Annotated in this window: 21 protein-coding genes; 12 read left to right on the forward strand and 9 right to left on the reverse strand. The window is 56.8% G+C overall.

Annotated features, from left to right (window positions below):
* Window positions 1-57: 57 nt before the first annotated feature.
* The 6 genes from cytR (at window position 58) to rraA (ending at window position 5,716) form a co-directional block, all read left to right on the forward strand.
* Window positions 58-1,083: a DNA-binding transcriptional regulator CytR gene (cytR, locus tag FY206_RS23965; RefSeq protein ID WP_032644207.1), complete on the forward strand. Its 1,026-nt coding sequence runs from the start codon at window positions 58-60 to the stop codon at window positions 1,081-1,083.
* A gap of 92 nt (window positions 1,084-1,175) precedes the next feature.
* Window positions 1,176-2,180 carry a cell division protein FtsN gene (ftsN, locus tag FY206_RS23970; protein ID WP_045890636.1) on the forward strand — a complete coding sequence of 335 codons (1,005 nt, stop codon included), beginning with the start codon at window positions 1,176-1,178 and terminating at the stop codon, window positions 2,178-2,180.
* Window positions 2,181-2,274: 94 nt separating this feature from the next.
* Entirely contained in the window at window positions 2,275-2,805 is a 531-nt protein-coding gene (hslV, locus tag FY206_RS23975) for an ATP-dependent protease subunit HslV (protein WP_032644209.1), read from the forward strand.
* 9 nt (window positions 2,806-2,814) lie between these two features.
* The gene (hslU, locus tag FY206_RS23980) at window positions 2,815-4,149 is read left to right on the forward strand and encodes an HslU--HslV peptidase ATPase subunit (protein ID WP_023309685.1); all 1,335 of its coding nucleotides are present in this window, start codon (window positions 2,815-2,817) and stop codon (window positions 4,147-4,149) included.
* A 68-nt stretch (window positions 4,150-4,217) separates the two neighbouring features.
* Window positions 4,218-5,138: a 1,4-dihydroxy-2-naphthoate polyprenyltransferase gene (gene menA, locus FY206_RS23985; protein WP_032644210.1), complete on the forward strand. Its 921-nt coding sequence runs from the start codon at window positions 4,218-4,220 to the stop codon at window positions 5,136-5,138.
* Between the two features lie 92 nt (window positions 5,139-5,230).
* Window positions 5,231-5,716, forward strand: coding sequence for a ribonuclease E activity regulator RraA (gene rraA / locus FY206_RS23990; protein WP_023309687.1), 486 nt, complete (start codon window positions 5,231-5,233; stop codon window positions 5,714-5,716).
* A gap of 245 nt (window positions 5,717-5,961) precedes the next feature.
* Here rraA and zapB read toward each other — a convergent pair whose 3' ends face one another.
* A complete protein-coding gene (gene zapB, locus FY206_RS23995) occupies window positions 5,962-6,201 on the reverse strand; it encodes a septal ring assembly protein ZapB (protein WP_010436935.1) in 240 nt (79 codons plus the stop codon).
* Between the two features lie 399 nt (window positions 6,202-6,600).
* Here zapB and FY206_RS24000 point away from each other — a divergent pair, with 399 nt between their 5' ends.
* Both FY206_RS24000 and glpK read left to right on the forward strand, forming a co-directional pair.
* Window positions 6,601-7,446, forward strand: coding sequence for an MIP/aquaporin family protein (locus FY206_RS24000; protein ID WP_014885705.1), 846 nt, complete (start codon window positions 6,601-6,603; stop codon window positions 7,444-7,446).
* A gap of 21 nt (window positions 7,447-7,467) precedes the next feature.
* Window positions 7,468-8,976, forward strand: a complete 1,509-nt coding sequence (glpK, locus tag FY206_RS24005; RefSeq protein ID WP_023309688.1) for a glycerol kinase GlpK — start codon at window positions 7,468-7,470, stop codon at window positions 8,974-8,976.
* Between the two features lie 93 nt (window positions 8,977-9,069).
* Here glpK and FY206_RS24010 read toward each other — a convergent pair whose 3' ends face one another.
* A complete protein-coding gene (locus FY206_RS24010) occupies window positions 9,070-10,212 on the reverse strand; it encodes an IS481 family transposase (RefSeq protein WP_032638743.1) in 1,143 nt (380 codons plus the stop codon).
* Window positions 10,213-10,405: 193 nt separating this feature from the next.
* On the opposite strand from FY206_RS24010, the gene glpX reads away from it, so the two are divergent.
* The gene (gene glpX / locus FY206_RS24015) at window positions 10,406-11,416 is read left to right on the forward strand and encodes a class II fructose-bisphosphatase (RefSeq protein WP_032644363.1); all 1,011 of its coding nucleotides are present in this window, start codon (window positions 10,406-10,408) and stop codon (window positions 11,414-11,416) included.
* Window positions 11,417-11,512: 96 nt separating this feature from the next.
* Entirely contained in the window at window positions 11,513-12,259 is a 747-nt protein-coding gene (gene fpr, locus FY206_RS24020) for a ferredoxin--NADP(+) reductase (protein ID WP_032644362.1), read from the forward strand.
* Here fpr and FY206_RS24025 read toward each other — a convergent pair whose 3' ends face one another.
* The gene (locus FY206_RS24025) at window positions 12,260-12,679 is read right to left on the reverse strand and encodes a DUF805 domain-containing protein (protein WP_032644361.1); all 420 of its coding nucleotides are present in this window, start codon (window positions 12,677-12,679) and stop codon (window positions 12,260-12,262) included.
* Window positions 12,680-12,791: 112 nt separating this feature from the next.
* Here FY206_RS24025 and FY206_RS24030 point away from each other — a divergent pair, with 112 nt between their 5' ends.
* Window positions 12,792-13,388 (forward strand): DUF1454 family protein, encoded by a 597-nt coding sequence (locus FY206_RS24030; protein WP_032644360.1) that lies wholly within the window; start codon window positions 12,792-12,794, stop codon window positions 13,386-13,388.
* 111 nt (window positions 13,389-13,499) lie between these two features.
* The gene (gene tpiA / locus FY206_RS24040; RefSeq protein WP_032644359.1) at window positions 13,500-14,267 is read left to right on the forward strand and encodes a triose-phosphate isomerase; all 768 of its coding nucleotides are present in this window, start codon (window positions 13,500-13,502) and stop codon (window positions 14,265-14,267) included.
* A 109-nt stretch (window positions 14,268-14,376) separates the two neighbouring features.
* Here tpiA and FY206_RS24045 read toward each other — a convergent pair whose 3' ends face one another.
* From FY206_RS24045 to cpxP, 6 genes are all read right to left on the reverse strand, one after another.
* Window positions 14,377-15,681 carry an SLC13 family permease gene (locus FY206_RS24045; RefSeq protein WP_032644358.1) on the reverse strand — a complete coding sequence of 435 codons (1,305 nt, stop codon included), beginning with the start codon at window positions 15,679-15,681 and terminating at the stop codon, window positions 14,377-14,379.
* A 73-nt stretch (window positions 15,682-15,754) separates the two neighbouring features.
* Complete coding sequence (locus FY206_RS24050; protein ID WP_032644357.1) at window positions 15,755-16,498, reverse strand: CDP-diacylglycerol diphosphatase; 744 nt, start codon at window positions 16,496-16,498, stop codon at window positions 15,755-15,757.
* A gap of 107 nt (window positions 16,499-16,605) precedes the next feature.
* The gene (locus FY206_RS24055; RefSeq protein WP_032644355.1) at window positions 16,606-17,595 is read right to left on the reverse strand and encodes a sulfate ABC transporter substrate-binding protein; all 990 of its coding nucleotides are present in this window, start codon (window positions 17,593-17,595) and stop codon (window positions 16,606-16,608) included.
* A gap of 217 nt (window positions 17,596-17,812) precedes the next feature.
* Entirely contained in the window at window positions 17,813-18,775 is a 963-nt protein-coding gene (gene pfkA / locus FY206_RS24060) for a 6-phosphofructokinase (protein ID WP_032644353.1), read from the reverse strand.
* A 174-nt stretch (window positions 18,776-18,949) separates the two neighbouring features.
* A complete protein-coding gene (gene fieF / locus FY206_RS24065) occupies window positions 18,950-19,843 on the reverse strand; it encodes a CDF family cation-efflux transporter FieF (RefSeq protein WP_008501817.1) in 894 nt (297 codons plus the stop codon).
* A 153-nt stretch (window positions 19,844-19,996) separates the two neighbouring features.
* Complete coding sequence (gene cpxP / locus FY206_RS24070; RefSeq protein WP_032644352.1) at window positions 19,997-20,503, reverse strand: cell-envelope stress modulator CpxP; 507 nt, start codon at window positions 20,501-20,503, stop codon at window positions 19,997-19,999.
* Window positions 20,504-20,588 lie beyond the last annotated feature (85 nt).

The following is a 20,588-nucleotide window of genomic DNA, read 5'->3' on the forward strand; positions in this document are numbered from 1 at the left end:
TCACTATCTGTAAAAATGGTGACGTCAGAAGTTCGGTGTTCAGGCGAGGAGAAGACGTTGAAGTCCAGGAAAGAGGTTGCGACTGCGACCATGAAAGACGTTGCCCAGAAAGCACAGGTCTCTACGGCAACCGTATCCCGCGCATTGATGAACCCGGATAAAGTCTCCCAGGCGACCCGTAACCGGGTAGAGCAGGCGGCGCTTGAAGTGGGCTATTTCCCGCAGGCGATGGGGCGTAACGTCAAACGCAACGAGTCGCGCACCATCCTGGTGATAGTGCCGGACATCTGCGACCCCTTCTTTAGCGAGATCATCCGCGGTATCGAAGTCACCGCGGCGGAACAGGGTTACCTGGTACTGATTGGCGACTGCGCCCACCAGAACCAGCAGGAAAAAACCTTCATTGACCTCATTATCACCAAGCAGATCGACGGCATGCTGCTGCTTGGCTCTCGCCTGCCGTTTGATGCCAGCATTGAAGAGCAGCGCAATTTACCGCCGATGGTCATGGCCAACGAGTTTGCGCCAGAGCTGGAGCTGCCGACGGTCCACATTGATAACCTCACCGCCGCATTCAATGCGGTGAACTATCTTCAGGAGCTGGGGCATAAGCGTATTGGCTGCATTGCCGGGCCGGAAGAGATGCCGCTGTGCCACTACCGCCTGCAGGGCTACGTTCAGGCGCTGCGCCGTACCGGCGTCACCGTCGATCCACACTACATTGCGCGCGGTGACTTCACCTTCGCCGCGGGCGGGCAAGCGCTGGAGAAACTTCTGGACCTGCCTGAACCGCCAACCGCCGTATTTTGTCACAGCGACGTGATGGCGCTGGGCGCATTATCCTACGCCAAACGCCGCGGCCTGCGGGTACCGAAAGATCTGTCGATCGTCGGATTCGACAATATTTCGCTTTCAGAATTTTGCGATCCGCCGCTCTCTACGGTCGCTCAGCCGCGCTATCAAATCGGCCGCGAAGCGATGCTGCTTCTGCTGGATCAGCTTCATGGTCAAACAGTTAGCAGCGGCTCACGGTTGCTGGACTGCGAGCTGATTGTCCGCGGCACGACTCAGGCATTGACTTAAAGTAAACGTCTTTCGGAACCCTTATCTGGTCAAAGCCCCGCCGCTTAAGTAACATGGCGGACTGACGAACGAATAAATACAGCGAAACGATAGTGGCACAACGAGATTATGTACGTCGCGGCCAGCCGGCACCTTCGCGACGCAAAAAGAGTAGCTCAAGGAAAAAGCAACGTAACCTGCCTGCTGTCTCGCCAGCAATGGTCGCCATTGCTGCGGCTGTAGTCGTCGCCTTTATTGGTGGCCTGTACTTTATCACGCACCATAAAAAAGAAGAGTCCGAGGCGCTTCAGGCCAGTAAAGTTGCTGGTAATGGCCTTCCTCCGAAGCCTGAAGAACGCTGGCGCTATATCAAAGAGCTGGAAAGCCGCCAGCCTGGGGTGCGTGCGCCAACCGAACCTTCTGCGGGTGGTGAAGTGCAGAATGCGAATCAGCTGACGGATGAACAGCGTCAGCTGCTGGCACAAATGCAGGCCGATATGCGCCAGCAGCCAACGCAGCTGAACGAAGTGCCGTGGAATGAGCAGACGCCAGCACAGCGCCAGCAAACGCTGCAGAGACGTCAGGCGCAACAGCAGATTCAACAGCAACAGCAACAGCAACAGCAGCAGTGGGCACAAACCCAGCCGGTGCAGCAGCCGAAAGCACAGCCGCGGGTAACGGAACAGCCATACCAGCAGCCGGCGCGTACGGTGCAGTCTCAGCCTGTCCAACAGCAGCCGAAAGCGCAGCCGCAGAAACAGGCGGCTCAGCCGTATCAGGATCTGCTCCAGACGCCAGCGCATACCACCGCGCAGCAGCCGAAAACGCAGCAGGCCGCGCCGGTCACCAAAGAGACCGAAGCGCCGAAGCAGACGGCGGAGAAAAAAGACGAACGCCGCTGGATGGTGCAGTGCGGTTCGTTCAAAGGTGCCGAGCAGGCGGAAACGGTACGCGCACAGCTGGCCTTTGAAGGGTTTGATTCGCGTATTACCACCAATAACGGCTGGAATCGCGTGGTGATTGGCCCGGTCAAAGGCAAAGAAAATGCCGATGGCACCCTTTCACGTCTGAAAGTCGCCGGTCACACAAACTGCATTCGACTCGCCTCCGGGGGTTGAAACCCCCAAAATCTCCCCCATCTATCATTTAATTCAGCCCTGAGCACAGGCTCAGGGCTTCTGTTTCCCGATTCTGTAACCAGGGGGTCTGCTCGTGACAACAATAGTAAGTGTACGCCGTAACGGCCATGTGGTAATCGCCGGTGATGGCCAGGCCACGCTGGGTAATACCGTCATGAAAGGCAACGTGAAGAAAGTGCGCCGTCTCTACAACGACAAAGTGATCGCCGGTTTTGCAGGCGGCACGGCGGACGCCTTCACGCTGTTTGAACTGTTTGAACGCAAACTGGAAATGCACCAGGGCCATCTGGTGAAAGCGGCCGTGGAGCTGGCAAAAGACTGGCGTACCGACCGCATGCTGCGCAAGCTCGAAGCGCTGCTGGCCGTAGCCGATGAAACCGCTTCGCTTATCATCACCGGTAACGGTGACGTGATCCAGCCGGAAAATGACCTGATTGCCATCGGCTCTGGCGGCCCTTATGCCCAGGCTGCAGCCCGCGCGCTGTTGGAAAATACCGACATGAACGCGCGCGATATCGCGGTGAAGGCGTTGGATATTGCAGGTGATATCTGCATCTATACCAACCACAACCACACCATCGAAGAATTGAATTCCAAAGCGTAAGGATCTCCCATGTCTGAAATGACCCCACGCGAAATTGTCAGCGAACTGAACAAACACATTATCGGCCAGGATAACGCCAAGCGTTCCGTGGCTATCGCGCTGCGTAACCGCTGGCGCCGTATGCAGCTCGACGAAGAGCTGCGCCACGAAGTGACGCCGAAAAACATTTTGATGATTGGCCCGACCGGCGTCGGTAAAACCGAAATCGCCCGTCGTCTGGCGAAGCTGGCTAACGCACCGTTCATCAAAGTTGAAGCCACCAAGTTCACCGAAGTGGGCTATGTGGGTAAAGAAGTAGACTCCATCATCCGCGATCTGACCGACTCGGCGATCAAGATGGTGCGCGTCCAGGCAATCGAGAAAAACCGCTATCGCGCGGAAGAGATGGCCGAAGAGCGCATTCTCGACGTGCTGATCCCACCGGCAAAAAACAACTGGGGTCAGGCAGAGCAGCAGGCGGAACCGTCCGCCGCGCGTCAGGCGTTCCGCAAAAAGCTGCGTGAAGGCCAGCTGGACGACAAAGAGATTGAGATCGATCTCGCTGCCGCGCCAATGGGCGTGGAAATCATGGCGCCTCCTGGCATGGAAGAGATGACCAGCCAGCTGCAGTCCATGTTCCAGAACCTGGGCGGCCAGAAGCAAAAAGCGCGTAAGCTGAAAATCAAAGACGCGATGAAGCTGCTGATTGAAGAAGAAGCGGCGAAGCTGGTGAACCCGGAAGAGCTGAAGCAGGATGCTATCGACGCGGTTGAACAGCACGGCATCGTGTTTATCGACGAAATCGACAAAATCTGTAAGCGCGGCGGCAACAGCTCCGGCCCGGATGTGTCCCGCGAAGGCGTACAGCGCGACCTGCTGCCGCTGGTTGAAGGCTGCACCGTCTCCACCAAGCACGGCATGGTGAAAACGGACCACATCCTGTTTATCGCTTCAGGTGCGTTCCAGGTTGCCAGCCCGTCGGATCTGATCCCGGAACTGCAGGGCCGTCTGCCAATCCGCGTTGAGCTGCAGGCGCTGACCACCGAAGATTTCGAACGCATCCTGACCGAGCCAAACGCCTCTGCGACCGTACAGTACAAAGCGCTGATGGCAACAGAAGGCGTGAACCTCGAGTTCACCGAAGACGGCATCAAACGCATTGCTCAGGCCGCATGGCAGGTGAACGAAACCACCGAGAACATCGGTGCGCGTCGTCTGCATACCGTGCTGGAACGCCTGGTGGAGGATATCTCTTACGACGCGAGCGACCTGAACGGTCAAACCGTTACCATTGACGCAGAATATGTGAGTAAACATCTGGATGCGTTAGTGGCAGATGAAGATCTGAGCCGTTTTATCCTATAATCGCGGTTACTGGATTCTCATCACGTTTAATGGGGGCTAATGCCCCCATTTTTATTGGCTAACTACTTATGACTGACATCAGCCGTACGCAGGCGTGGCTCGAAAGTCTGCGCCCTAAAACTCTCCCTCTGGCCTTTGCCGCGATTATCGTCGGCACGGCGCTTGCCTGGTGGCAGGGGTATTTTGATCCGCTGGTCGCCGCGCTGGCATTGATTACCGCCGGCCTGCTGCAAATTCTCTCCAACCTCGCCAACGACTACGGCGATGCGGTAAAGGGCAGCGACAAGCCGGACCGCATTGGGCCCCTGCGCGGAATGCAAAAAGGGGTGATAACGCAGGCGCAGATGAAACGCGCGCTGATTATCACCGTGGTGCTGATCTGCGTATCCGGCCTGGCGCTGGTGACGGTGGCGTCTAAGACCCCGAGCGATTTTATTGGCTTCCTGGTGCTGGGCTTATTGGCCATTATCGCGGCCATTACCTACACCGTCGGCACGCGTCCCTACGGATATATTGGGCTCGGGGATATCTCCGTGCTGGTGTTCTTCGGCTGGCTGAGCGTGATGGGGAGCTGGTACCTGCAGGCGCATACGGTGATCCCTGCCCTGTTCCTGCCCGCGACCGCCTGCGGTCTGCTGGCGACGGCCGTGCTTAACATCAACAACCTGCGCGACATCGACAGCGATCGCGAGAACGGCAAAAACACCCTGGCGGTCCGTCTGGGGCCGGTGAATGCGCGCCGCTACCATGCCTGCCTGCTCATGGGCGCCCTGGTTTGCCTGGCGCTGTTTAACCTGATTTCCCTGCACAGCCCGTGGGGCTGGCTATTCGTGCTTGCCGCGCCGCTGCTGATCAAGCAGGCCCGCTTTGTGATGCGTGAACGTAGCCCGGCCGCCATGCCGCCGATGCTGGAGCGCGCGGTAAAAGGCGCGCTGCTGACTAACCTGTTGTTCGTCATCGGGATAGTCTTAAGCCAGACGCTCCGTTAGCTGACAAATATCAATTAACAATTGATGATTTTGCCAACAACGCATTTCGCACGATATACTGAACACATTCGCAGCAACTGAGCGTTAAACCTATGAAATACGATACCTCCGAGCTTTGTGACATCTACCAGGAAGATGTCAACGTCGTTGAACCGCTGTTTTCCAACTTTGGTGGGCGGTCGTCGTTTGGCGGTCAAATCGTCACGGTGAAATGTTTCGAGGACAACGGGTTGCTGTACGATCTGCTCGAACAGAATGGCCGAGGCCGCGTTCTGGTCGTCGACGGCGGCGGCTCCGTGCGCCGTGCGTTAATTGATGCAGAGCTGGCCGGTATTGCCGTGCAGAACGAGTGGGAAGGCCTTGTGGTGTACGGTTCCGTGCGCCAGGTGGACGATCTGGAAGACCTCGATATCGGGATTCAGGCCATCGCGGCCATACCGGTAGGGGCGGCGGGTGACGGCATCGGCGAAAGCGACGTGCGCGTCAATTTCGGCGGCGTGACCTTCTTCTCCGGCGACCACCTCTACGCCGATAATACCGGCATTATCCTTTCGGAAGATCCGCTGGATATCGAGTAATAAAACCGTCAGCGTGGACCATAAAAAAACCGCCAACAGCAATGTGGCGGTTTTTTTGTCCCTCGGGATTCGCGGTCCGTTGGGGAGTCTTACAGACTAACACCAAGGAACTTCATCATACTCTCGTCTAAACCTTGGGCAACCCCTTCGAACCTCTATAAAATCCTAATTGTGTTAGCGATAAATATAAAAAAGCCGGGTGGCGGCATCGCCTTACCCGGCCTGTTCAGTAATCCCTAAGGGAATCAGACTTCTTCCATACGTCCCAGCAGCGCCTGCAGGCGATCCTGCCAGCCGTTCTGCTGTTCACGCAGCTGGTTGTTTTCGCGCTCCAGTTCTTCGCGGCCGTGCTGCGCGTTCTGAACTTCCTGCGCCAGGCTGTTGTTCTTCTCTTTCAGCTCTTCGATTTCCATCTGCAGCAGGGTGATGGTGTCAATCGCCTGCTGTACTTTCGATTCCAGTTTCTCAAACACTTCTAAAGACATGATGCTACCTCTCCTGAATTGCAAGGCGACGCTTTAACATAAACGCGCACGACATATACCGTCGATTGTATGGAGCGCGGCGCTCTGTGTCCAGCGACACGCCGCGCAGATCGCGGTTTGCAACACTTTTAGGTCTGGTCCTGGTGTGTTCGCGTCATATACCCCTAAATTGTTAACTGATTCGTTAATGAAATGATTCAGCTCACATTCTTATGCTGATGCAAAAATGTGCTTTATGGCGCGAAAACGCTCATTTTATTGACGCAGACCACACATTTTGATTTCGATATTTCTCGTTTTTGCTCGTTAACGATAAATTAACACTATGTCTACAGGGCATCGTGGCTGTCACGGGCGGTCATGCTAACAATAAACATCAATTTCTTCAGGATTCCGATTATGAGTCAGACATCAACCTTAAAAGGCCAGTGCATTGCCGAGTTCCTTGGTACCGGGTTGTTGATATTCTTCGGAGTGGGCTGTGTTGCTGCACTGAAAGTGGCGGGTGCCAGTTTTGGTCAGTGGGAAATCAGTATCATCTGGGGTCTGGGCGTGGCGATGGCCATCTACCTGACTGCAGGGGTATCTGGCGCACATCTTAACCCGGCGGTGACTATCGCACTGTGGCTGTTCGCGTGCTTCGACGGACGCAAAGTTGTACCTTTCATTCTTTCTCAGTTTGCCGGCGCGTTTTGCGCAGCGGCGTTAGTTTACGGGCTTTATTACAATCTTTTCATCGACTTCGAACAGACGCATCATATGGTACGCGGCAGCGTCGAAAGTCTGGATCTGGCAGGCATCTTCTCAACCTACCCTAACCCGCATATCAATTTTGTGCAGGCGTTCGCAGTTGAAATGGTGATTACCGCTATTCTGATGGGCGTTATCCTGGCGCTGACCGACGACGGAAACGGCATTCCGCGCGGCCCGCTGGCCCCCCTGCTGATTGGTTTGCTGATTGCGGTAATTGGCGCCTCCATGGGCCCGCTGACCGGATTCGCGATGAACCCGGCGCGTGATATTGGACCAAAAGCCTTCGCGTTTATCGCAGGCTGGGGCGACGTGGCCTTCACCGGCGGGAAAGACATCCCTTACTTCCTGGTACCGCTGTTTGCGCCGGTTGTCGGGGCTGCGCTGGGCGCGTTTAGCTACCGCAAATTAATTGGTCGCCACTTACCGTGCGACACCTGTGTGGAAGAGGAGAAGGAAACGACTTCTACCGCACAACAAAAAGCTTCGCTGTAATCTGACTACGGGACACATACCATGACCGAAAAAAAATATATCGTTGCGCTCGACCAGGGCACTACCAGCTCCCGCGCTGTCGTAATGGATCATGACGCGAACATCGTCAGCGTGTCACAGCGCGAATTTGAGCAAATTTATCCCCGTCCAGGCTGGGTAGAACACGACCCGATGGAAATTTGGGCATCACAAAGCTCCACGCTGGTGGAAGTGCTGGCGAAAGCCGATATCAGTTCCGACGAGATTGCCGCGATTGGTATTACCAACCAGCGTGAAACCACGATTGTCTGGGAACGCGAAACCGGCAAGCCTATTTACAACGCTATCGTCTGGCAGTGCCGCCGTACCTCTGAGATCTGTGAGCAGCTGAAGCGCGACGGTATGGAAGAGTACGTGCGCAGCGCCACCGGTCTGGTGGTTGACCCCTACTTCTCCGGCACCAAAGTGAAGTGGATCCTCGACCACGTGGAAGGTTCACGCGAGCGCGCTAAACGCGGCGAGCTGCTGTTCGGTACCGTCGACACCTGGCTTATCTGGAAGATGACCCAGGGACGCGTTCACGTCACCGACTACACCAACGCCTCGCGTACCATGCTGTTCAACATCAACACCCTGGAGTGGGATGACAAGATGCTGGACGCGCTGGACATTCCGCGCGCGATGCTGCCTGAAGTTCGTAAGTCTTCAGAAGTCTACGGCCAGACCAACATCGGCGGTAAAGGTGGCACCCGTATTCCTATCGCCGGTATCGCCGGTGACCAGCAGGCGGCGCTGTTCGGCCAGCTGTGCGTCAAGGAAGGGATGGCGAAGAACACCTACGGCACCGGCTGCTTCATGCTGATGAACACCGGCGAGAAAGCGGTGAAATCAGAAAACGGCCTGCTGACCACCATCGCCTGCGGTCCGCGCGGTGAAGTGAACTACGCCCTCGAAGGTGCGGTGTTCATGGCCGGTGCGTCCATCCAGTGGCTGCGCGACGAGATGAAGCTGATCAGCGATGCCTTCGACTCCGAGTACTTCGCCACCAAAGTGAAGGACACCAACGGCGTGTATGTGGTGCCGGCGTTCACCGGCCTGGGCGCACCGTACTGGGATCCGTATGCACGCGGCGCGATTTTCGGCCTGACGCGCGGCGTGAACTCGAACCACATTATTCGCGCCACCCTGGAATCCATCGCCTACCAGACGCGCGACGTGCTGGAAGCGATGCAGGCGGACTCCGGCATTCGTCTGCACGCCCTGCGCGTGGACGGCGGCGCGGTGGCGAATAACTTCCTGATGCAGTTCCAGTCCGACATTCTGGGTACCCGCGTTGAGCGTCCTGAAGTGCGTGAAGTGACGGCGCTGGGCGCGGCGTACCTTGCCGGTCTGGCGGTAGGCTTCTGGCAGAACCTGGACGAGCTGCAGGAAAAAGCGGTAATCGAACGTGAATTCCGCCCGGGCATCGAAACCACCGAACGTAACTTCCGCTACAGCGGCTGGAAGAAAGCGGTGAAACGCGCCCTGGCGTGGGAAGAGCACGAAGAGTAAGACAGACTCACCCCTCACCCTTACCCTCTCCCCTTTGGGGTGTACGGTCCGGGGACATGGTAGACAGGTGTTCGGGGACATGGTGAACACTTTTTAACATCCTTTACCCATGGTGATCGACTTTTTCTTCAGGTCGATCACCCCCACTTTCGTGCTGTACCACCACACTTCATAGCAGCCATCCTCCTGCGTCTCCTTCAGCCCCACCCGTTCTCCCCTGAACGCCTTTCCTGCATTCAGACTGGCTCCCTGTAAGCTCAGCTTCCCGCTGATATCCACTTTCCTGACCAGCACACCTTCATCATATTCCGGGGGCGTCACGCTGCCGCCGTACTGCCGCGCAGACGGCTGATAGCGTGAGGCCGGGACCGCCATATCCAGCGCCTCGTGCGGGCGTTCAAGGTTATAGACCGTCCGCCAGTGGTCGAAGGCACGCTGCAGCTCGCCGCTGTCCGCGAACCATTTCCCCTGCAGCACTTCCGCCTTCAGGCTGCGGTGAAAACGCTCCAGCTTGCCCTGCGTCTGCGGATGATAAGGCCGGGAATGGCCCACCCGGATACCGTGGCGCATCAGCCACAGCTCCAGCGCCGTCCAGGTGCCGGTTGTGTCGCCCCACGGTGAGCCGTTATCCATCGTCATCCGGTCCGGCAGGCCGTAGCGTTCAAAGACGCTGACCAGCTGTTGCTGCACGGTCTCACGCCGTTCATCGGTACAGTGTGTGAGGCACAGGGAAAAACGGGAGTGGTCGTCGAGCAGGGTGAGCGGATGGCAACGGCCGCCGCCAAAGGGGAAGTGCCCCTTAAAATCCATCTGCCAGAGCCGGTTCGGGGCGTCATGTTCGAACCGTCCGGTGGCCGGAATACCCGGAGCCGTGCCGGGCAGCAGGCCGTGACGGGCCATCAGGTTATGGACAGTGCTGAAGGCAGGCATACGGTGTCCCTGGTCTTCCAGCCAGCGCTTAATCTTGCGGGCGCCCCAGCGTTCATGACGCTCATGTGCCATGCGCAGCAGGGCGGTGACGTCGTCAGACGAGCGGTTGGGGGAATGATGCGGCGTGCGGGGGCGGTCCTGCAGGCCGGGTTCGCCCTCGACAGCCCAGCGCTGAAGCCACTTGTAGCCGGTAGCAGGTGAAATGCCGAAGCGACGGCAGAGGGAACGGATGTTCGCCCCGTCCTGCGAGGCGAACAAAACAAACTCGGTACGTAATGACATGGTATCTCTCGCATCCCACGGCATAAGCGACTCCATAAACGGGTTCTTATGCCTTAGTTGTAAGTGTCTACCATGTCCCCGAACAAGTGTTCACTATGTCCCCGGACTGTACATGGGGAGAGGGCCGGGGTGAGGGGCTCCAACCGCACCGGTCCCCTCCCCCCTCCCCACTCTGTGATAAACTTCGTGCAATTCCTTTTGATTGCACGAGTACCTCATGAAACGTGAACTTGCTATCGAGTTTTCCCGCGTCACCGAAGCGGCCGCCCTCGCAGGCTATAAATGGCTGGGTCGCGGTGACAAAAATACCGCAGACGGCGCGGCCGTCCATGCCATGCGCATTGTGCTTAACCAGGTCAACATCGACGGCACCATCGTGATCGGCGAAGGCGAGATCGACGAAGCGCCAATGCTATATATCGGTGAAAAAGTCGGTACCGGCAAAGGCGATGCGGTGGATATCGCCGTGGACCCGATTGAAGGCACGCGCATGACGGCGATGGGTCAGGCCAACGCCCTGGCGGTGCTGGCCGTCGGCGACAAAGGCTGCTTCCTTAACGCGCCGGATATGTACATGGAAAAACTGATTGTCGGTCCCGGCGCGAAGGGCGCCATCGACCTCAGCCTGCCGCTGGAAGAGAACCTGCACAACGTCGCCAAAGCCCTGGGCAAACCTCTTAGCGAACTCACCGTAACCATTCTGGCAAAACCGCGCCACGACGCCACCATCGCGCAGATGCAAAAGCTCGGCGTGCGGGTGTTTGCTATTCCGGATGGCGACGTTGCCGCCTCGATCCTGACCTGCATGCCGGACAGCGAAGTGAACGTGCTTTACGGCATCGGCGGCGCGCCGGAAGGTGTGGTCTCTGCGGCGGTGATCCGCGCGCTGGATGGCGATATGCAGGCGCGCCTGCTGCCCCGCCATGAGGTAAAAGGCGACAGCGAAGAGAACCGCCGTATCGGGGAAAACGAGCTGGCGCGCTGCGAAGCGATGGGCATCGAGGCCAATAAGGTTCTCGCGCTGAACGAAATGGCCCGCAGCGACAACGTGGTCTTCTCGGCGACCGGCATCACCAAAGGCGACCTGCTGGACGGCATCACCCGCAAGGGCAATATGGCGACTACCGAAACGCTGCTGATCCGCGGCAAGTCGCGCACCATTCGCCGCATTCAGTCCATCCACTATCTCGACCGCAAAGATCCGGACGTACAGGCGCACATTCTGTAAAACCGTTTGATCGATAGAGCTTTCCGGCCCTGACGGGCTGGAAATTGTCACCACAAGTACGGAAGATAGAACAGAGAAACAGCACAGGAGAAGATCATGGCGGACTGGGTAACAGGTAAAGTCACAAAGATAGAGTTCTGGACCGATGCGCTATTTAGTCTCACCCTGCATGCTCCCGTCCACCCGTTTAAGGCCGGGCAATTTGCGAAGCTGGGGCTGGATGTCGACGGCGAACGCGTGCAGCGCGCCTACTCTTACGTTAACGCGCCGGATAACCCGGATCTCGAGTTCTATCTGGTTACCGTCCCGGACGGTAAGCTCAGCCCGCGCCTCGCCGCCCTTAAGCCCGGCGACGATGTGCAGATTGTCAGTGAAGCGGCGGGTTTCTTCGTGCTCGAAGAGATCCCTGATTGCGACACGCTCTGGATGCTGGCGACCGGCACGGCCATTGGTCCGTACCTCTCCATTCTGCAATATGGCAAAGATCTTGAGCGCTTCAAAAACATCGTGCTGGTTCACGCCGCGCGCTACGCCGCAGACCTCAGCTACCTGCCGCAGATGCAGGCGCTGGAACAGCGTTATGGCGGAAAGTTAAAGATTCAGACGGTGGTGAGCCGCGAAACCGTAGCAGCTACGCTGACCGGTCGGGTGCCGGCGTTAATTGAGAGCGGCGCGCTGGAAGAGGCGGTAGGCTTGCCGATGACGGCTGAAACCAGCCACGTCATGCTGTGCGGTAACCCGCAGATGGTTCGGGACACGCAGCAGCTTCTGAAGGATACCCGGCAGATGACGAAGCACCTTCGTCGCCGACCGGGCCATATGACCGCCGAACACTACTGGTGATCAGCGGTATTTCACCTCAAGGGTGTCTTTACCGTATTTGTTTTCGCTCTGGGTGCCAATAAACGCGCCCAGATCGACAATCATCATCACGAAGATGACCGACGGCAGCAGCCTGCCCACGACCCACGGCAGGATGGACGGCAGCACCGCCCAGTTTCCCGCCACCAGCATCCACGCCAGAATAATCAGAAATGCCCACGCGCCGGAACGGCCGCGATCGTGCAGCCGTTTCACGACGACAGCCGCCGTTGGCCACAGCAAACAGACCAGCGCAAACGCCGCCGTCTGCGTGCTCAGCCAGGCATTGTACGCCACAAAAAACAGAAGCAGCATGGCGACAACCCACGTCACTATCCAGATCCAGAAATCACGGCGTCCAATACGCCCTTTGAACGAAAACAGCCACTGCTGTATGGTCATGTAAGGTTCCTTATTATCGTATAGCCCGCATTTTACCCTGGAGTTGTGACCTTTTGACAAGCCGACCAGATATCGTTTTAATCATGAGCACTTACGGCCAGGGGCAATGTTGATGAAAAGTTCGGCACGTTCTCTCTTCCTGTGTTTAGCGCTGCTCGGCGTGGGTTATCCCCTGCACGCCGCCGAAACCGCTGCCCCGACCACCGCACCGTATCTGCTGGCGGGCGCGCCGTCGTTCGACCAGTCCATCAGCCAGTTTCGTGAAGCCTTTAATCAGGCTAACCCCGCCCTGTCGCTGGATGAGTTTCGCGCCATTGACGGCTCCCGCGACACGCCGACGCTGACCCGCGCGGCAAGCAAGATTAACGAGAATTTATACGCGTCCACGGCGCTGGAGCGCGGAACGTTAAAAATCAAGAGTATGCAAATCACCTGGCTGCCGATTCAGGGGCCAGAGCAGAAAGCCGCAAAAGCGAAGGCGCTGGAATACATGAGCGCGGTTTTGCAGGCGTTTACCCCCGCGCTGACGAAAAAGCAAAGCCAGCAAAAGCTGCAAAAGCTGCTGGCCGCCGGTAAAAACAAGCGGTACTACGCCACGACAGAAGGCGCAATTCGCTATGTGGTCGCGGACAACGGCGAAAAAGGGCTGACCTTCGCTGTTGAACCGATTAAGCTGGCACTCTCTGACACCCTCGGCGGGGCGAATTAATGACGAAAAGCAAAGCCTTTCGAGGGAAAATCTCTATACTGATTCACAGACCATGCTGCCCGACAGGGCGGCCATATTCCTTAATTCGCTTATTGAGCGTGGAGAATTGAAATGCGACATCCTTTAGTGATGGGTAACTGGAAACTGAACGGCAGCCGCCACATGGTAAACGAACTGGTTGCGAACCTGCGTAAAGAGCTGGCTGGCGTGACGGGCTGCGCGGTTGCTATCGCTCCGCCGGATATGTATCTGGATCTGGCTAAACGTGCCGCTGACGGCAGCCACATCATTCTGGGCGCGCAGAACGTTGACGTTAACCTGTCTGGCGCATTCACTGGTGAAACCTCCGCTGAAATGCTAAAAGATATCGGCGCGAAATACATCATCATCGGCCACTCCGAGCGTCGCACCTACCACAAAGAATCCGACGAGTTCATCGCGAAGAAATTTGCCGTGCTGAAAGAGCAGGGTCTGGTACCGGTTCTGTGCATCGGTGAAACCGAAGCGGAAAACGAAGCGGGCAAAACCGAAGAAGTGTGCGCACGTCAGATCGACGCGGTGCTGAAAACTCAGGGCGCGGCAGCGTTCGAAGGTGCGGTTATCGCTTACGAGCCAGTCTGGGCGATCGGTACCGGCAAATCAGCCACCCCTGCGCAGGCTCAGGCGGTTCACAAATTCATCCGTGACCACATTGCGAAAGCCGACGCGAAAGTCGCTGAGCAAGTGATTATCCAGTACGGCGGTTCCGTTAACGCCTCCAACGCTGCCGAGCTGTTCACCCAGCCAGACATCGATGGCGCGCTGGTTGGCGGTGCATCCCTGAAAGCGGACGCTTTCGCGGCGATCGTTAAAGCAGCAGAAGCGGCTAAACAGGCGTAATTGCCCTTATGTTTTGTGGCGGGTGGCGCTTCGCTAACCCGCCCTACGCCCTTCTCCTCCCTCTCCCTTTGGGAGAGGGTTGGGGTGAGGGGAAACCGCGCGCACCGAACTACACTTTCCCCAGCAAGCTAAACCACAGATAATCCAGCGGCAGCAGCACCAGATAGGTTGCAATCGCCAGCGCCAGACAGAGCACCATCCCCGCCTTTGCAGGCACCTTTCCTAAGCCCATAGCCACCACAATCGGCGACGCCTGATACGGCAGCAGCGGCGTGGAATAGCCCAGCACCTGAATCATGATCACCGACAACAGCGGGAAGCCGGTCGCATCCGAAAAACTCTGCGCCAGGGTGGTGTACAGCGCCGGAACGCCGTTGGCGGTCATAATGAAGTTAAGCGCGGTGGTAATACCGGTCAGCGCCAGGAAACTGGTGAAGGGTCTCTCTGCATCCAGCGGCATAATGCGCAGCAGCGCCTCGCCCACCGCCGTTCCGATGCCGGTTTGCGTCACGACGATTGCCAGCCCAAGAATGCCTGCCACATAGATACAGGTGCGCATGTTCACCCCCGCAGAAAACTCCTCTCCGGTGATAAAACCGATACGCGGCAGCATGACGATGACCGACGCCGCCAGCCCCGTCCACGCGGGCCCCACGCCGTGCCAGCTCTCCGTCACCCACATGCCCAGCACCACCGCCAGCAGCCAGGCAAGACGCTTTTCGTCCCGCCCCATGGGCTCAGACGGCGCCTGTTCCTTCGGCGGCTTCGGGCTGCCGGGAAATAGCCAGCAGATGAGGCCAATCAGGATCAGGCCTTTGAGAATGCCCAGCACCGGCGTATGCAGCAGCAGATACGGAACATAGTTGAGGTGGATGCCGTACGATCCTTCCGCCGCGCCGCTCATCACCAGGTTAGGGACGTTAGCGGGCAGAATCGTCGCCGAAAGCTGGAAGGTCCCGAACCCTACCGCCAGCGCCAGTCCAAACCAGGCGCGGGAGCCGTCGGCGATACCGGCGCGTTTCGCCATCGCCGCGACAATCGGCATCAGCAGCGCAATACGCCCCATGTTCGACGGCATCACAAACGCCAGCGCGTAGCTCAGCAGCACCACGCTCGCTACCATCAATACCCAGGAGTCGGTCAGCTTTGCCGACAGCGCCCGGGCGGCCCTGTCCGCCAGGCCGGTTTTGCGGATCGCCACGCCGAGCACGAATCCGCTGAAGACCAGCCAGAAAGCCGACGAGGCAAAACCGCCAAAAATCACCTCCGGCGGGGCGATTCTGGCGGTCATCGCCGCCGTGAAGAACAGCAGCGCGGTGATAAATTCCGGTAATAGCGACGTCGCCCACAGCACGATGGTGACGCCAACGATCAGGGAGGGCAGCAGTAGAGGATGCGTTAACCAGAGCGACATACCTGTCTCCTGTAGAATTTTTCAGCAAGTCTACGGTGACAGGCTGGACGAGTAAACGCTATTTATGGTGGGGTCACTTCAGGATAGCGCATTGATGATCCTGCAGTTCCTCAGCCGACGCGCGGTTAAGGGTGAGCAGGTTACGCTCGGTCGCCAGCAATACAAACGAACCATCAGACTGCTGCGCCATCGCCAGCGCGAAGCGCCCCATATGGTCGCGCGCTTCCGGCAGCTCTTCTGCCAGCATCATAAACGGGCTGCGCTGAACCAGTTCATTCTCCGTCACGCGGCGAGCAAGATACTCATGCCCTTCCAGCCCTCCGGGCAGAGGCAGCCACTGGGTGCTGATTTCTCCCTGCGCCGCGTTGAGCTTCTCGCGCACGTCCGGGCGCAGACAGGAAATATGAATATGAAAATGGTTCTGCGTGCGCCCTGTCGGCGAGTTAATCGCCAGCGAAATGGCGCTGTCAGGCACCTCGGATCCCCGCTTCAGGGTCATAAAGCTGCGCGACTGCCACGCCAGCCAGAAAAAGTTCGGCGTATGCGCGTCGGTCAACAGCGGGCTTTCGGTGCCGTTGATGCGGTATGTTGGCATCAGCAGGTATTGCAGCGGGCCGTTGCGATCCTTAAATACCACATACCCTGCATCCGTTTTCACCTGCGCACACGGCGCCGGGTTACGATTCTGAATCTGGTTCGGCACGCACTGGTCGAGAACGATATGACGCAACGCATTCGGATTACCCGCCTTCATCCAGTACACGCCGCCCGCGGCAAGGGCGATGACAATAAGGATCAATACGATAATTTTTTTCACAACGCGTTCCCTGTTTTCAATAGAGGCAAAAGAGTAACGCAAAATGATGACCAAATAAAAAACCCGGCGGATTTCTCACGCCGGGTCATCGTGTTGCAGGCTAAGGGTTAGCGCTGACTAATCTGGTCGAAGGTGCCGCCATTAGAGAAGTGCTCTTTCTGCGCTTTCGTCCAGCCGCCGAACACATCATCAATGGTGAAGAGCTTCAGTTTCGGGAATTCCCCTTCGTATTTCTTCGCGACAGCCGCATCGCGTGGACGATAGAAGTTTTTTGCCGCAATTTCCTGGCCTTCAGGCGAGTAGAGATACTTCAGGTAAGCTTCCGCTACCGCTTTGGTGTCTTTCTTCTCAACCACTTTGTCGACCACGGAAACGGTCGGCTCTGCGAGGATGGATTCGCTTGGGGTCACGATCTCGAATTTGTCTTTACCCAGTTCGTGGGTCGCCAGCAGGGCTTCGTTTTCCCAGGCGATCAGCACGTCGCCAATACCGCGCTCGACGAAGGTGTTGGTTGCGCCGCGCGCGCCGGAGTCCAGTACCTCAACGTTTTTATACAGCGCTTTCACGAATTCCTGTGCTTTGGCCTGGTCACCGTTATTCTGGTGCAGCGCATAGCCCCACGCGCCCAGGTAGTTCCAGCGAGCGCCGCCGGAGCTTTTCGGGTTCGGGGTAATCACAGATACGCCCGGTTTGACCAGGTCGTTCCAGTCTTTAATCTGTTTCGGGTTCCCTTTACGCACCAGGAAGACGATGGTCGAGGTGTATGGCGCGGAGTTATCCGGCAGGCGTTTGATCCAGTTTTTGTCGATGCGGCCGCGCTCGGCGATGGCGTCGACGTCGTAGGCCAGCGCCAGGGTCACCACGTCGGCTTCAATACCGTTGATGACGGAGGTCGCCTGCTTGCCGGAGCCGCCGTGAGACTGGCGAACCACGACATTGTCGCCGGTTTCCTGCTTCCAGTGCGCCGCAAACGCCTTATTGTATTGCTCGTACAGTTCACGCGTCGGGTCGTATGACACGTTCAGTAACTGGATATCCTTTGCCAGAACGCTGGTCGATGCCAGCAATAATGTAAAACCCACGCCCCATTTATTCATCGCCCAGCTCTCTTATGTAGTGTTTTGATGAATGCAGCGTGCCAGAAACAGAATCGATGATTAAAGAATAAAAAAAGATTGGCTATAACGTAGAGGAATAACCGAGTGAATGAGTGGCCTGATGCCCTCACCCCAACCCTCTCCCACGGGAGAGGGAGCAAACATAAAAAAACGGTAACCCAGGGGTTACCGTTTTTGCATTTACGCTGGATGCCGATCAGTACAGTTTTTTCGCGCAGTCCAGCCAGTCACCCTTGAACGGACGCTTCATGTTTTCAATCGCGTCGATGATGTCATGGTGAACCAGTTTTTCGTTCTGAATACCGACGCAGCGGCCGCCGTGGCCCTGCAGCAGCAGATCGATAGCGTACGCGCCCATGCGGGACGCCAGGATACGGTCGTAAGGGCCAGGGGAACCGCCACGCTGGATGTGACCCAGTACGGTCGCGCGGGTTTCGCGTTTGGTTTCGGCTTCAATGTACTTCGCCAGCTCGTCAACGTCACAGATGTGCTCGGTAATCGCCACGATCGCGTGTTTTTTACCTTTTGCGATGCCCGCTTTGATTTCAGCCACCAGATCTTCACGGCTAAATTCGACTTCAGGCACGACGATAAATTCGCAACCGCCCGCAATGGCTGCCGCCAGCGTCAGGTCGCCGCAGTAACGGCCCATCACTTCAACGATAGAGATACGCTGGTGAGAAGACGAAGTGTCACGCAGACGGTCAATCGCTTCAACAACGGTACCCAGCGCAGTAAAGAAACCGATAGTGTAATCAGTACCTTTGATGTCGTTGTCGATGGTACCCGGCAGACCGATGCACGGGAAGCCCATTTCGGTCAGACGTTTTGCACCCATGTAAGAGCCGTCACCGCCGATAACCACCAGGGCATCCAGGCCACGTTTCTTCATGTTCTCGATAGCCACTTCACGAACGTGTTCATCACGGAATTCCGGGAAGCGCGCAGACCCAAGGAAGGTGCCGCCACGGTTGATCATGTCAGACACGCTGTAACGGTCGAGCTGAACCATACGGTCTTCATACAGACCCAGGTAACCATCATAGATACCAAAAACTTCCAGACCTTCCGTCAGCGCTGCGCGGACAACACCGCGAATTGCCGCGTTCATGCCCGGCGCATCACCGCCGCTTGTCAACACACCGATTTTCTTAATCATGACTACCTCTGAACTTAGGAATGCAAAATTGAAATCTGTTGCCGGAAGAAACTTATCGACCAACGAATACTGCAAATAGTATATCAATCCCTTCCAGCTGAATTGATTCAGGTCAGACCAAATGGCGGTAATTTATACACAAAATGCTGGCCTGGCTCACTTTTTTACAACCAATTACGAAAGTCCAACATGTCCGGGTACAACCGAGCAGGGATCCTGGTGAATGATGACGTCTGAACCAGGAAAACGCTGCAAAATCGCCTGCTCGACCTGCTCAGCAATAACGTGAGCCTGGACCAGCGGCAGGTTGTCTTCCATTTCAATATGAATCTGAATAAAGCGGGTCGGCCCTGACTGCCGCGTTCGAAGATCGTGCGCACCGCTGACGCCGGGCCAGGCGGTCACAATAGAAAAAATTTCATTACGTTCTGAGTCCGGGAGGGCACGGTCAAGCAGTGATTGCACCGCTTCATACCCCATCCGCAGGGCGCTATATAAAATATAGATACCAATCCCTAACGCAAATAACGCATCGGCCCGATGCCAGCCATACCAGGCCAGACCGAGCGCAATAAGAATAGCCCCATTCATCATAACATCAGATTGATAATGAAGCATATCCGCCCGTACGGCCTGGCTTTGCGTTTTGCGAACGACCCAGCGCTGGAACGTTACCAGAACAAGTGTGCATATAAGCGCGACGACAGTCACCACGACGCCAACGCCGGGATCGTTCATCGGGGTCGGCGAAACGAGATGCTGAATGCCGGTGAGGAACAGGAAAAGCGCAGAACCGGAAATGAACATACTTTGCGCCAGCGCGGCCAAAGACTCCGCTTTGCCGTGCCCAAACGTGTGCTCTTCATCCGCTGGCTGCAGCGAGTAACGTACCACCAGCAGATTGGTTAACGAGGCGGCAATGTCCATCAGCGAGTCCACCAGCGCCGCCAGAATACTGACCGAGCCGGTATACCACCAGGCAAAAATTTTAATCAGTAACAGGCTGGAGGCCATGACGGTCGCCGCAATGGCGGCCCGGCTTACCAGTCTTCCATAGGATTGATTCATAAACGCTCCTGTCATGTCATGCCGCTATTATAACGGAAGCATGGGGAGTCGAAGGATGAATAAACGGTTAGCAAATCAGAATGGCAGGCAAAAAAAACCCCCACATCATGTGGGGGAAGACAGGGATGGTGTCTATGGCAAGGAAAACAGGGTTTACTGGTTACTACGGGTACTGCTATTGCTACTGAAAAACGTTGTTTCTGAGCTTCGCTGCATCCGTGCAACCTCACGCAGCTGGTCCATTCGCTGCTGATGTCTGGCATTCAAAACCGCTTGCTGCTCGGGCGTTAGCAGGTGGAACATCTGGTTGCGGACCTTCGCCATCTCTACCTGGCGGGCAACCTGTTCCTGTGCCATTTTTTCGGCCTGAGCGCGTACAGCGCTTTCGTCAAAATTTTCTGCGGTGACAAGGCGATGCATTGTCTCCATTTCGCTAACATTAACAGGGGGCTGGTCGTGTCGTGCCCTCTGCATCAGATCTCGCATCTGTTGACGCTGATGTTCGGTTAAACTTATGCCGTCAAACATATGGCTTTGGCTACTGAGCTGCGTTGCGCCCTCTGGTGAGGGACCGTTATCGCCGTTGATAGCTACAGCAGCCTGGCTAAACGCACTGAACGCCAGCGTTGAGGCCATGACGGCAGCGGTAACTTTGCGCATCACTTGCTCCCAAAATCTTTCGTGTCGCGATTCAACGAGAGACAGTCTACGATTCAGGCTGCAAACATGCGTCAGGGGGTGTAAA

This window comes from Enterobacter chengduensis, from assembly GCF_001984825.2.
GTDB classification, from domain to species: domain Bacteria; phylum Pseudomonadota; class Gammaproteobacteria; order Enterobacterales; family Enterobacteriaceae; genus Enterobacter; species Enterobacter chengduensis.